The organism is Micromonospora sp. NPDC093244 (genome assembly GCF_040683695.1).
Classification (GTDB): Bacteria; Actinomycetota; Actinomycetes; order Mycobacteriales; family Micromonosporaceae; genus Micromonospora.
The window spans coordinates 1,034,665-1,046,123 of record NZ_JBFBEO010000002.1 but is presented as its reverse complement, the minus strand read 5'-3'; the positions used below and the strand labels follow the sequence as shown (position 1 = coordinate 1,046,123).

Annotated in this window: 14 protein-coding genes; 8 read left to right on the top strand and 6 right to left on the bottom strand. The window is 73.1% G+C overall.

Annotation, left to right across the window (positions count from 1 at the left end):
- A complete protein-coding gene (locus tag AB0N27_RS15020) occupies positions 1-297 on the bottom strand; it encodes a metal-sensitive transcriptional regulator (RefSeq protein ID WP_030329541.1) in 297 nt (98 codons plus the stop codon).
- Positions 298-392: 95 nt separating this feature from the next.
- On the opposite strand from AB0N27_RS15020, the gene AB0N27_RS15015 reads away from it, so the two are divergent.
- From AB0N27_RS15015 to AB0N27_RS14985, 7 genes are all read left to right on the top strand, one after another.
- On the top strand, positions 393-620 hold the full coding sequence (locus AB0N27_RS15015; RefSeq protein ID WP_357988329.1) for a cation transporter: 228 nt from the start codon (positions 393-395) through the stop codon (positions 618-620).
- On the top strand, positions 617-1,567 hold the full coding sequence (locus tag AB0N27_RS15010; protein ID WP_364368798.1) for a hypothetical protein: 951 nt from the start codon (positions 617-619) through the stop codon (positions 1,565-1,567). The genes AB0N27_RS15015 and AB0N27_RS15010 overlap by 4 nt, the downstream gene beginning before the upstream one ends.
- A 12-nt stretch (positions 1,568-1,579) precedes the next feature.
- The gene (locus tag AB0N27_RS15005; protein ID WP_364368795.1) at positions 1,580-3,829 is read left to right on the top strand and encodes a heavy metal translocating P-type ATPase; all 2,250 of its coding nucleotides are present in this window, start codon (positions 1,580-1,582) and stop codon (positions 3,827-3,829) included.
- A gap of 75 nt (positions 3,830-3,904) precedes the next feature.
- Positions 3,905-4,078 carry a CsbD family protein gene (locus AB0N27_RS15000; protein WP_139583988.1) on the top strand — a complete coding sequence of 58 codons (174 nt, stop codon included), beginning with the start codon at positions 3,905-3,907 and terminating at the stop codon, positions 4,076-4,078.
- 164 nt (positions 4,079-4,242) lie between these two features.
- Entirely contained in the window at positions 4,243-4,590 is a 348-nt protein-coding gene (locus tag AB0N27_RS14995) for a helix-turn-helix domain-containing protein (protein WP_364368791.1), read from the top strand.
- Positions 4,587-4,865 (top strand): hypothetical protein, encoded by a 279-nt coding sequence (locus AB0N27_RS14990; protein ID WP_364368788.1) that lies wholly within the window; start codon positions 4,587-4,589, stop codon positions 4,863-4,865. Before AB0N27_RS14995 ends, AB0N27_RS14990 begins: the two co-directional genes overlap by 4 nt.
- Before the next feature lie 124 nt (positions 4,866-4,989).
- Positions 4,990-6,438, top strand: coding sequence for an alpha/beta hydrolase (locus AB0N27_RS14985; protein WP_364368785.1), 1,449 nt, complete (start codon positions 4,990-4,992; stop codon positions 6,436-6,438).
- A gap of 55 nt (positions 6,439-6,493) precedes the next feature.
- Here the strand turns inward: AB0N27_RS14985 and AB0N27_RS14980 are convergent, their stop codons facing one another.
- Positions 6,494-7,117: a class I SAM-dependent methyltransferase gene (locus AB0N27_RS14980; protein WP_364368782.1), complete on the bottom strand. Its 624-nt coding sequence runs from the start codon at positions 7,115-7,117 to the stop codon at positions 6,494-6,496.
- Positions 7,118-7,204: 87 nt separating this feature from the next.
- Here AB0N27_RS14980 and AB0N27_RS14975 point away from each other — a divergent pair, with 87 nt between their 5' ends.
- Complete coding sequence (locus AB0N27_RS14975) at positions 7,205-7,813, top strand: XRE family transcriptional regulator (RefSeq protein ID WP_364368779.1); 609 nt, start codon at positions 7,205-7,207, stop codon at positions 7,811-7,813.
- Here the strand turns inward: AB0N27_RS14975 and AB0N27_RS14970 are convergent.
- The 4 genes from AB0N27_RS14970 to AB0N27_RS14955 form a co-directional block, all read right to left on the bottom strand.
- Positions 7,782-8,408, bottom strand: coding sequence for a dihydrofolate reductase family protein (locus AB0N27_RS14970; protein WP_364368776.1), 627 nt, complete (start codon positions 8,406-8,408; stop codon positions 7,782-7,784). The genes AB0N27_RS14975 and AB0N27_RS14970 overlap by 32 nt on opposite strands.
- A gap of 25 nt (positions 8,409-8,433) precedes the next feature.
- Positions 8,434-9,687, bottom strand: coding sequence for a DUF6596 domain-containing protein (locus tag AB0N27_RS14965; RefSeq protein ID WP_364368773.1), 1,254 nt, complete (start codon positions 9,685-9,687; stop codon positions 8,434-8,436).
- A complete protein-coding gene (locus tag AB0N27_RS14960) occupies positions 9,684-10,040 on the bottom strand; it encodes a YciI family protein (protein WP_364370725.1) in 357 nt (118 codons plus the stop codon). Before AB0N27_RS14960 ends, AB0N27_RS14965 begins: the two co-directional genes overlap by 4 nt.
- 146 nt (positions 10,041-10,186) lie before the next feature.
- Complete coding sequence (locus tag AB0N27_RS14955) at positions 10,187-11,419, bottom strand: DUF2786 domain-containing protein (protein WP_364368770.1); 1,233 nt, start codon at positions 11,417-11,419, stop codon at positions 10,187-10,189.
- Positions 11,420-11,459 lie beyond the last annotated feature (40 nt).

Here is an 11,459-nt window from a genome sequence, read left to right as displayed (position 1 = left end):
TCAGCCGCGCTTCATCAGCCGGCCGACAGCCGCCATCATCTCGGTGGCCATCTCGTCGGCCCGACCCTCGGCGGCGCCCTCGTGCATGCAGTGCCGCGCGTGGCCGTCGAGCAGACCCAGCGCCACCTTGTCGAGGGCGGCCTGGATCGCGGAGATCTGGGTGAGCACGTCGATGCAGTAGCGGTCGTCGTCGACCATCTTCTCGATGCCCCGGACCTGGCCCTCGACGCGGCGGAGCCGCGCGAGCAGCTGGTCCTTGCTGGCGGTGTACCCGCGGATCGGGGTGGGTGCGGTCATGCCGACCAGGATAGCCTACCCCTGGGGGGTATGGTACGGTCCAACTGGCGGATACCCCCACCGGGTACCGGTAGCGAGGCAGAGGAGACGGTCTGATGGTCAACACCACGTACCAGGTGCAGGGCATGACCTGTGGGCACTGTGTCAGCGCGGTCAGCGCCGAGGTCAGCGCCCTCGACGGTGTACGCGACGTCCAGGTCGACCTCGCCAGCGGCCAGGTCACCGTGAGCAGCGACCAGCCGCTGGACGTGGCATCCGTCCGGGCCGCCGTCGACGAGGCCGGCTACGAGCTCGTGGACGGGTCATCCGGAGGTCCGGCGTGAACACGGTGACCCGACTGGGCGGTTTCGCCCTCGGTCTCGTGGCGGTCTTCGGCACGGCGTACGGGGTCGGCCGCGTGGTCGACCCCGGCGTGCCCGCCGCGGAGATCCGGCACGACGGCGACGCCGCCCACCCGGACGGGGAGCACGACGAACCGGTCGACCGGCTCCCCGGCGGCCTGCTCGTCTCCGACCGCGGGTACACCCTCGCCCCGGTCGCCGCCCCGGCCGGCGAGTTCGCCTTCACTGTCGACGGCCCGGACGGCCGCCCGGTCACCAGCTACGACGTCGCACACGACAAGCGGATGCACCTGATCGTGGCCCGCCGGGACCTCTCCGGCTTCCGGCACGTCCACCCCGACCTGACTTCGGACGGCACCTGGCGGGTCGCCACCCCACTGGCCGGTCCCGGGCAGTGGCGGGCCTTCGCCGACTTCACCCCGACCGGTGGCGAACCGCTGACCCTTGGGGTGGACGTGACAGTCCCCGGCGAGTTGACCGAGCGGCCCCTGCCCGCCCCGGCGACAAGCACAAGCGTCGACGGCTACACGGTCACCCTGGCCGGCGAGCCGCAGCCCGGCCGTACCTCGCCGCTCACCCTGACGGTCAGCCGGGACGGGCAGCCGGTCACCGACCTGGAGCCCTACCTGGGCGCGTACGGGCACCTGGTGGCGCTGCGCCGGGGTGATCTCGCGTACCTGCACGTGCACCCGGACGGGACGCCCGGCGACGGCCGTACCCGCCCCGGCCCGGGCGTCACCTTCCTCGCCGAGGTGCCGTCGGCCGGCACCTACCGGCTCTACCTCGACTTCCGGCACGGCGGGGCGGTGCACACCGCCGAGTTCACGGTCGTCGCCGGCGCCGTCACGGCCGGGGGCGATCCCCGCCCGAGCGGAACCGCGCCGACCGGGGAGCCCGAGCATGGCACCCCCGGGCACGGGCACAACTGACGGGACCAGACGATGACCACCACCAGCAGACCGCTGCCCGAGGCACCGAACCGGATCGAGTTGGCGATCGGGGGGATGACCTGCGCCGCCTGCGCCGCCCGGATCGAGAAGAAGCTGAACCGGATGGACGGGGTGAGCGCCACGGTCAACTACGCCACCGAGAAGGCCACCGTCCGCTACGTCGACGGCGTCACACCTGACGACCTCATCGACACCGTGCAGAAGACCGGTTACACGGCGGCGCTGCCGGCGCCGCCGGCCAGCACCGAGGAGCCGGTGGACCCGCTGAAGGGGCCGCGTACCCGGCTCTGGGTGTCGGCGGCGCTCAGCTTGCCCGTGGTCCTGCTGGCCATGGTTCCCGCCTGGCAGTTCGACTACTGGCAGTGGCTGTCGCTGACCCTGGCCGCCCCGGTGGTGGTCTGGGGTGGCCTGCCGTTCCACCGCGCGGCCTGGACCAACCTGCGGCACGGCGCGGCGACAATGGACACGCTGGTCTCGCTCGGCACCCTGGCGGCGTTCGGGTGGTCGCTCTGGGCGCTCTTCCTCGGCGACGCCGGGATGCCGGGCATGACGCACCCGTTCCGTTTCGACATCACCCGCACCGACGGCGCGGGCAACATCTACCTGGAGGCGGCCGCCGGGGTGACAGTGTTCATCCTGGCCGGCCGCTACTTCGAGGCGCGTTCCAAGCGGACCGCCGGCGCCGCCCTGCGCGCCCTTCTCGAACTCGGCGCCAAGGACGTGGCGGTGCTGCGCGACGGCGTGGAGACGCGGATACCTGTGGACCAGCTCGTCGTGGGCGACAGGTTCGTGGCCCGGCCCGGGGAGAAGATCGCCACCGACGGGGTGGTCGACGAGGGCACCTCGGCCGTCGACGCCAGCATGGTGACAGGGGAGTCGGTGCCGGTCGAGGTCGGCCCGGGAGACGGCGTCGTCGGCGCCACGATCAACGCGGGCGGACGGCTGGTGGTCACCGCCACCCGGGTCGGCGGCGACACCCAGCTCGCCCGGATGGCAGACCTGGTGGAGCAGGCCCAGAGCGGCAAGGCGGCCGTGCAGCGGCTGGCAGACCGGATCTCCGGTGTGTTCGTGCCGATCGTCATCACCCTGGCCGTGGGCACCCTCGGCTGGTGGCTCGGGACGGGTGCCGGCCCGACGGCCGCGTTCACCGCCGCGGTGGCCGTGCTGATCATCGCCTGCCCGTGCGCGCTGGGTCTGGCCACGCCCACCGCGCTGCTCGTCGGCACCGGTCGGGGCGCTCAGCTCGGCGTCCTGATCAGAGGGCCCGAGGTGCTGGAGTCCACCCGGCGGGTGGACACGGTCGTGCTGGACAAGACCGGCACCGTGACCACCGGCCGGATGACCCTGGTGGACGTGGTGCCGGCCAGCGGCGAGGACCGCGCCGAGCTGCTCCGGCTCGTCGGGGCGGTGGAGGCCGCCTCCGAGCACCCGATCGCCCGCGCGGTAGCGGCGGGCGCCGCCGAGGCGGGGGCGCTGCCCCCGGTCGCCGACTTCGCCAACCTCGAAGGGCTGGGCGTGACCGGTACGGTCGACGGTCGGGCGGTGCTTGTCGGTCGATCCCGGCTGCTGCGCGAGCGTGGCATCGACGTACCGCCGGAGGTCGAATGGGCCGTCAGCGACGCCGAGGCCGCCGGCCGGACGGCGATCCTCGCCGCCTGGGACGGCCGCGCCCGGGGCGTCCTCGCGGTCGCCGACGTGGTCCGGCCGACCAGCCGGGCGGCAGTGGCCCGGCTGCGCGCGTTGGGGCTCACCCCGATCCTGCTGACCGGGGACAACGCCACAGTGGCCCGCGCGGCCGCCGCCGAGGTGGGCATCGACGAGGTGATCGCCGAGGTGCTGCCGGCCGGCAAGGTCGACGTGGTCAAGCGGCTCCAGGCCGAGGGACGGTCGGTGGCGATGGTCGGTGACGGGGTGAACGACGCTCCGGCGTTGGCCCAGGCCGACCTCGGCCTGGCCATGGGCACCGGCACCGACGTGGCGATCGAGGCGTCCGACCTCACCCTGGTCCGGGGGGACCTGGACGCGGCGGTGGACGCCATCCGGCTGTCTCGGCGCACGCTCGGCATCATCCGGGGCAACCTGTTCTGGGCGTTCGGCTACAACGTGGCGGCGCTGCCGTTGGCCGCCGCCGGGCTGCTCAACCCCATGATCGCCGGCGCGACGATGGCGCTGTCCTCGGTCTTCGTGGTGGCGAACAGCCTGCGCCTGCGCCGGTTCCGTCCCGCCGCCGGTGATCTGTGACGGCGGTGATGGTTGGGCCGGTGGCGTCGGGGGTACTGCTGAGGTCGTAGCGACGCTCGCAATGGAGGTTGGCACATGGGTATCGACGACAAGATCAACAATGCCAGCGAGGACGCGGCCGGCAAGCTGAAGGAAGGCGCCGGTCGCGCCACCGACAACGAGCAGCTCGAGGCCGAGGGTCGTGCTGACCAGTCGACGGCCAAGCTCAAGCAGGCCGGCGAGAAGATCAAGGACGCCTTCAAGAGCTGACGTACCACGTGATTCGCACGCCGGGCCGGTGATCATTCACCGGCCCGGCGTTCTGTGTGCCCAGGTCCTCTCGGTGACCCTGAGGTTCCCCTGATTCCGCAAGCGGTCCCCACCGCCGCGCGCCGATACCTGCTAACTTCTGTTGGCATGTGCAAGGGCTGGTTATGAGCAGCGCTCCGCCGCCGACCGGTGACGACCTGATCCGGGTGCTGGCCACCCTGGCCAACCCGCACCGGATGCGGGTCGTCGCCGCGCTGGCCCGCGAGCGTGCCTACGTCAGCGGGCTGGCCCGGCAACTGGGCATCAGCCGCGCGCTGTTGCAGGTCCACCTACGGAAGCTGGCGGCGGCCGGGCTGGTCACCGCCCGCCTGGAGTTGTCGGAGGACGGGAAGGCCATGAACTACTACGAGGTGCAGCCGTTCGTGCTCACACTCACCCCCGAGGTCATCGCGGCGGCGGTGCAGACGCTCACCGTGCCCGACTCGGCCGACCAGCCGGGAGCGGCGCGATGACAGGCATGAGTGAGCACGACTGGACCGAGGTGGTCGGCGCGATAGGCATCTTCGCCCTGCTGATCACCGTGTTCGCGGTGAGCGTCGTCCAGATCGCCAAGACCCGACGGGCCCGTCTCGAGTCGTCCCGCTCGGACGAGTACCGCCGGATCGCCGAGACCGCCGCCCAGGCCCAGGCCGAGAACGCCCGCCTGCTCGCGGCGCTGGACGGCCGGCTGGGCGGGATGGAGACCCGGATGACCAACCTCGAACGCGTCCTGCGCGAGGTCGACTGACCCCGCCGGACGAAGGCCCCGGGCCGTCGAGCTGCCACTCGACGACCCGGGTGGAAGAAGGCATCACCTCGCCCCACGGGCGAGTTCCACTGGTAACGCTCCTTCGAGGAGAGGACAGCACCTCATGCTGCGCGTACGCAAATCCGCGGTGGGCTGGGCGGTCGCCCTGGCACTCACGGCCGCCGGCCTGACCCCGGCGAGCCCTGCCACCGCCCGACCGGCCATCGACTGGCGGCCCTGCCCCAAGGACGCCACCGCCGAGTGCGGCACCCTGTCGCTTCCGGTGGACTGGGACCGCCCCCGGGGTGAGCGCTTCGATCTGGCCTTGGCCCGCCGGGTCGCCGATCCGGCCCTTCGGCAGGGTTCGCTGGTGTTCGGCCCCGGCGGGCCGGGCGACAGCGGGGTGGAACGGGTGGTGGACGGCAGTTCCCGGTTCAGCGCCGACCTGCGCCGCCGGTTCGACATCGTCAGCTTCGACCCGCGCGGCACCGGCGCCAGCCACCCGGTGGTCTGCTCGCGGGACCTGCTCGCCCGGCAGCCGCAACTGCTCACCGACCAGGCCCAGTTCGACGCCACGCTGGCCGGGAACGCGCTGCTGCGCGCCGACTGCCGGGCCCGCACCGGCCCGCTGTACGACCATGTGGACACCACAAGCGCCGCCCGTGACCTCGACGCGGTCCGCGCCGCGCTCGGCGAGCGACGGTTGACCTTCCACGGCAGCTCGTACGGCACCCTGCTCGGCGAGCGGTACGCGGAGTTGTTCCCCGACCGGGTCCGGGCGGTGGTGCTGGAGGCCGCGATGGACCACAGCCTCGGCACCCGCGCCTTCCTCGACACCCAGGCCGTCACCTCGCAGAACGCGTTCGACGAGTTCGTCGCCTGGTGCGACAGGTCCACCTCCTGCGTCCTGCACGGGCGGGACGTCCGGGCGGTCTGGGCCGGGCTGCGCGCCCGGGCCGAGCGCGGCGACCTGACCGACCCGAAACGGCCCGGAGTCGTGCTGACCCCGTTCGAGCTGACCCGGCTCACCCACAAGGAGTTCTACGACACGTGGCGGTGGCCGGGGTTGGCCGACTGGCTGAACAGGATGGAGGCCCCCACCGCCGTGCGGGGCGTCGTCCCGTCGGCGGGCGACGCCGTGGCGCCGTACCCCTTCGCGGTGTTCTGCCAGGACTGGAGTCTGCCCGTCCGCGACTACCGGGAGTACGCCGGGCACCTGCGCCGGATGGCCCGGCTCGCACCCGACCTGCGCTACCCGACGGCGGTGTTCGCAGTGGTGACGTGCCTGGGCGCGCCGACGCCCGTCGCCAACCCGCAGCACCGCCTGCGGGTCCGCAGCGATGTGCCGCTGCTGATCGCCGCCACGGTGCACGACCCGGCGAGCGGGTACAACTGGGCCACGAACGTGGCACGGCAGTTGGGCCGGCACGGCGTGGTGCTCACGTACCGCGGGTGGGGGCACGGCAGTTACTCCACCAGCCCGTGCGTGGCGCGGGCTGTCGACGCCTACCTGATCGACCAGGTGGTGCCCGCCCGGGGCGCCGACTGCCCGGCCGTCGACCCGGACGTGTGACAGCCCCGCCGGCCGTCGGGTGGTCAGCTCCGCCCGACGGCCGGCGGCGGTGCGCTCACCGGCGTCGCGTGGCGCAGACGACGACGTCGTGAAGCGTTTTCCCGTGACCGGCCGGTCCGGTGACCGTGCGCTCGTGCTCCCGGGCGGTGGTGATCTCCCAGGTGTCGCCGGCCAGACCGGCGGTGATGTCAGCGACTGTGACCGATGCCTCGGCGGGCGGGTGGTGCCCGTGCCCGGTGACCCCCGCGGCGTGCAGGTGACCGACGATCAGCAGGGTGCCGCCGGGCGCCACCCACCCGGAGATGCGGTCGTAGAAGGCCAGGTGCGACATGGCCGGGTGCGCGTAGTGCGTGGTCACCAGATCGAACCGGGCCTCCGGCTCCCAGGTCGTCAGGTCGGCCTCCACCCACCGCACCCGCTCGGCCAACCCGCCGGCGGCCGCGCGTTCGGCGGCGACGGCCAGGGCTGCGGACGCGATGTCGACAGCGGTGACCCGCCATCCGTGCTCGGCGAGCCAGACGGCCTCCGCGCCGGTGCCGCACCCGGCGTCCAGTGCGGTGCCCGGCGTCAGGCCGGCGGTCCCGTCGGCAAGGTACGGGTGTGGGGCCGGCAGGCCGTGCTGCGCCTGCTGCCAGTGCCGCTCCCAGTAGTCCCTGTCGAAATCGTGCTGCTCGGTCATCGGGCTGCTCCTTCGCGTGTCACAGGCGACTGTGACCGGGATCCGGCTCTACCCGCAAAGCTTCTTGCCGAATGGCAAAATGGCTGCATGGACGAGCAGACGGACCGCACGCTCGACGCAGTCGGCCCGCGACTGAAGCAGCTCCGGCTGCGCCACGGCCTCACCCTCACCGACCTCGCCGAGCGGACAGGCATCTCCGCGAGCACCCTCTCCCGGCTCGAAGCGGGCCTGCGGCGGCCCACACTCGAACAGCTCCTGCCCCTCGCCCGCGTCCACGGCGTCACACTCGACGACCTCGTCGACGCGCCGCCCACCGGCGACCCCCGCATCAACCTGCGCCCCATCGCCACCAACGACGGATCGACGATCCTGCCGTTGACCCGCCGGCCCGGCGGCATCCAGGCGTACAAGTTCGTGCTCCCGGCAGGTGCCGACGACCGCGAACCCGACAGGCGCACCCACGAGGGCTACGACTGGGTCTTCGTCCTCAACGGCACGCTGCGGTTGGTCCTCGGCGACCACAACCTCCTCCTCCGGCCCGGCGAGGCCGCCGAGTTCGACACCCGCACCCCGCACTGGTTCGGCGCCACCAGCGCCGGCCCCGTCGAATTCCTCAGCCTCGTCGGCAAACAGGGCGAACGCGCACACGTGCGCGCGGCGCCGATCAGCGCAGAACCCGGTACGTCAGGTGCGTGACGGTCGGCCCGGCCACCACCGACACCTGCTCCAGGCGCGGCGCGACGCCGTCGAAGAGTAGTTCGCCGCCACCGAGGACGATCGGCACGAGGTGCAGTTGCAGGGTGTCGACCAGCCCGGCGGCCAGGTACTGCCGTACCGTGCTCGCCCCTCCGGCGATCGACACCCGCCGGTCGCCGGCAGCCTCCCGTGCCTGCCGCAACGCCGACCCGATGCCCTCGGTGACGAACCGGAACTCCGTGCCACCCCGCATGACAAGCGGCGCCCGGGGGTGGTGGCTGAGCACGAACACCGGGGTACGGAACGGCGGGTCATCGCCCCACCAGCCCTGCCACGTCTCGTCCCACGGGCCGTCGCCGCCGCCGAACATGCGCCTACCCATGACGTACGCGCCGATGTCGCGGGTCATCTCCTCGACGACGTCCGCGTCGACACCCCGGTCGCCGCCGCTGAGTCCGTGCTGGGCCCGCCAGGTGTCCAGGCCGAACACCCACTCGTGCAGCCGCAGACCTCCCCGGCCCAGCGGATCCTGCCGACTCTGCTCCGGCCCCGCCACGTACCCGTCCAGCGAGATCGACAGCTGACTGCTCACCATGCCCATGTCCCTCGACTCCTCTTCCTCATCGTCGGTCCGCCAGTCGGGCGGCTCGGCGTTCCAGGTAGCGCTGCTCGGGGCGGCTCGTGGTCCCTCGTGCCGCCGCCAGGTACGCCGTCCGCGCCGCGTCGGGCTCACCCGCCAGCTCCAGCAGGTGCGCCCGTACGGCGGCGAGCCGGTGGTGCCCCGCCGTACGCTCGTCCGCGTCCAGTGGTGCGAGCAGGGCGAGCCCGGCCCCTGGCCCGTCCACCATGGCGACCGCCACCGCCTGGTTGAGGGTGACCATCGGGTTCGGGGCGATCCGGGCCAACAGCCGGTAGAGCGCGACGATCTGCCGCCAGTCCGTCTGCGCCGCCGTCGCCGCCTCGGCGTGCACTGCCGCGATGGCCGCCTGGAGCTGGTACGGGCCGGGCGGCGACCAGGTCAACGCCTCGGTGACGAGCGCGACGCCCTCGGCGATGGCGGTGGTGTCCCACCGGGTGCGGTCCTGCTCGGCGAGCGGCACCAGCTCTCCGTCCGCGCCCACCCGGGCCGCCCGGTGCGCGTCGGTGAGCAGCATCAACGCCAGCAACCCGGCGACCTCGCCGTCGTCGGGCAGCAGCCCGTGCAGGACGCGGGCCAGCCGGATCGCCTCGCCTGTCAGATCGGCCCGGTGCAGATCCGGCCCGCTGGACGCCGTGTACCCCTCGTTGAAGATCAGATAGATGACGCGCAGCACCGTCCGCAGCCGCTCCTCCCGTTCACCGGGCCCCGGCATGTCGAAGCGGGCGCCGGCCGCCTCGATCCGCTGCTTGGCCCGGCGGATGCGCTGGCTCATCGTCGCCTCGGGCACGAGGTGTGCGCGGGCGATCTGGGCGGTGCTGAGCCCGCCGACCGCCCGCAGCGTGAGCGCCACCTGGGCGGATCCGGCAAGCGCCGGGTGACAGCAGAGGAACAGCAGGGTCAGCGTGTCGTCGGCGTCCGCCACCGCCGGCTCCGCGTCGGCCGGCGGCGCCACCTGGGCGTACGCCGGCTCGCGCAGCGCCACGGCGATCTCGCGGTCCCGGCGGGCGCTCTCGCTGCGCCACTCGTCGGTCAGCCGGCGGGTGGCCACGGTGAGCAGCCACGCGCGGGGACTGTCCGGTACGCCCTGCTCGGGCCACTGCGTCGCGGCGGCCAGCAACGCCTCCTGGACCGCGTCCTCACACCTGTCGAACTGGCCGTGCCTGCGGACCAGCAGGCCGAGGACCTGTGGCGCGAACGTGCGCAGCAGATCCTCGACCGTCCGGTCGTCTGTCACATCTCCGCTCCGGACTCGTCCATGATCGGCCGGACCTCCATGGCGCCGCCGAACCGCACGTCCGGCCAGCGGGCGGCGATCTCGGCGGCCCGCTCGGGGCTGTCGCAGTCGACGGCCAGGTAGCCGGCGAACTGCTCCTTGCTCTCCATGAAGGGCCCGTCGACGACCTCCGGGTGGCCACCGGCGAGCCGGACCGTACGGGTCTGCGACGGGTTGGCGAGCGCCTGGCCGCCGATCAGTTCGCCGGTCTCGGTCAGCTCCTTCATGATCTCGTCGACCTCGCCGAACAGGGCGGTGCGGTCCTGCTCGGAAAGCTCCTCGGTGAAGCCGGGCCGGTTCCAGATCAGCAGCATGTACTTCACGGCGATGCTCCTCGCGTCCTGGTCGCACCCCGGTCGGGGCGCGGCTCACCGGAGGGTCGGAGCCGTCACCCCGTTCCCTACCGCGTACCGAAGAAAATCGCAGAAAACCTTCCGGGTGGCGGTCCCACGCCGCACGGTCAGCGCCGGCCCGGCACCTGTCGGGGCTTCCGCCCGTCGCCGACGTCGAGCGACGCCCGGTCGGCGGCCGAGGTGCCGGACGACCAGCCCTCGGCGTCGCGGACGCTGAGCCGGTGCCTCGTGACGCCGGGAAAGAGCGTCTCCAGCCGTTCCTGGACCGCCTCGCCGCGCTTGGCGAGCACCGGCAACAGTCGCTCGGCGCCTGCCGTCTCGGCCGCCGCCGCGTCGGTTGCCGCGCGCAGCCGCTCGCCGATGCGCAGCGCGAACGCGTTGAGGAACGACTCGTCCCACACCTTCGTCCGCCGCCCCGACCCCGGCTTACGCTCGGCCCGCCCGCGCAGCATCGCGGCGGTGGCCTGGACCAGCAGAGACGTGTAGAGCAACTCCACCGCCACGAGATCGGCGGGCCAGCCCAGCACTGTGGTGAACCCCAGGTCGTCGGACCAGACCGCCTCGCACCGGTTCGCCGCCGCCACCTCCTGCACCAGCAGCGCCTTCGCGCCCGCGTACGGGGGGTCGGTGCTCAGGCGTACCCCACCCGGCTGGTCCCCGGTGGCCGACCCGGCGGCCAGCAGCGCCTCGTCGATGCTGTGCCTGGCGATCAGTTCCTGTGCCTTGCCGGTCAGCGCCTCCGCCTCGGCCGGGAACGTGGTCGACTCGGCCTTGGCGAGCAGTGCCCGCACCCGGTCCAGCATCGGTGACCCGCTGCGGGCCGTACCTGCCGCGCGGGTGGTCGCCGCGCCAGTCGAGCCCGGCGGCGGGCGCAGCACCGCGATCGGCGGCAGGCTCTCCACGAGCGCGAGGACGTCGATGGCGGTGCGCAGCGCGTCCACCCGGTCCAGCCCTTCGCGGGCTGCCCAGCCGGCCAGCACACCCCGGTCGTCGCCCCGGACCTCGGCGCTCAGCTCGCCCAACTGGTCGTCCCACCAGGCGGGGACCGGCTCGGCCTGCTCGCGCCGCTGGGCGGCCATCGCGTCGCGGAGCAACCCGGCCGCGCGGGCGTCGAGCCGGCGGGTGGTGATCCGGTCCAGGTCCACCGGCTGCCAGCCGCGCGGCCACAGGCGTGCCAGGCCACGGACCAGGCGACGCAGCAGGGCCGCGTCCACCGCCGTGCCACCGTCCGTCGCGCCGGTGCCGACCATCAGCCGGTCCAGTTGTCGTTCGGCCTGCCGTACGTCGGTGCCGCGCACCGCCGTCAGCGCGTCGGCGACGAGTTCGTCGGCGTCCGGCACGTGCACCTCCCTCTCGGCTCCCCTTCAGGCTCCATGATCA

What these genes read in the sequence shown, in the direction of transcription:
- AB0N27_RS14975 (WP_364368779.1), top strand. Translation starts at nt 7,205, where the DNA reads ATGGACGAGCAGACGGACCGCACGCTCGACGCAGTCGGCCCGCGACTG.
- AB0N27_RS14995 (WP_364368791.1), top strand. Translation starts at nt 4,243, where the DNA reads ATGAGCAGCGCTCCGCCGCCGACCGGTGACGACCTGATCCGGGTGCTG.
- AB0N27_RS14970 (WP_364368776.1), bottom strand. Translation starts at nt 8,408, where the DNA reads ATGGTGAGCAGTCAGCTGTCGATCTCGCTGGACGGGTACGTGGCGGGG.
- AB0N27_RS14990 (WP_364368788.1), top strand. Translation starts at nt 4,587, where the DNA reads ATGACAGGCATGAGTGAGCACGACTGGACCGAGGTGGTCGGCGCGATA.
- AB0N27_RS15020 (WP_030329541.1), bottom strand. Translation starts at nt 297, where the DNA reads ATGACCGCACCCACCCCGATCCGCGGGTACACCGCCAGCAAGGACCAG.
- AB0N27_RS15005 (WP_364368795.1), top strand. Translation starts at nt 1,580, where the DNA reads ATGACCACCACCAGCAGACCGCTGCCCGAGGCACCGAACCGGATCGAG.
- AB0N27_RS14960 (WP_364370725.1), bottom strand. Translation starts at nt 10,040, where the DNA reads ATGCTGCTGATCTGGAACCGGCCCGGCTTCACCGAGGAGCTTTCCGAG.
- AB0N27_RS14985 (WP_364368785.1), top strand. Translation starts at nt 4,990, where the DNA reads ATGCTGCGCGTACGCAAATCCGCGGTGGGCTGGGCGGTCGCCCTGGCA.
- AB0N27_RS14980 (WP_364368782.1), bottom strand. Translation starts at nt 7,117, where the DNA reads ATGACCGAGCAGCACGATTTCGACAGGGACTACTGGGAGCGGCACTGG.
- AB0N27_RS15000 (WP_139583988.1), top strand. Translation starts at nt 3,905, where the DNA reads ATGGGTATCGACGACAAGATCAACAATGCCAGCGAGGACGCGGCCGGC.
- AB0N27_RS15015 (WP_357988329.1), top strand. Translation starts at nt 393, where the DNA reads ATGGTCAACACCACGTACCAGGTGCAGGGCATGACCTGTGGGCACTGT.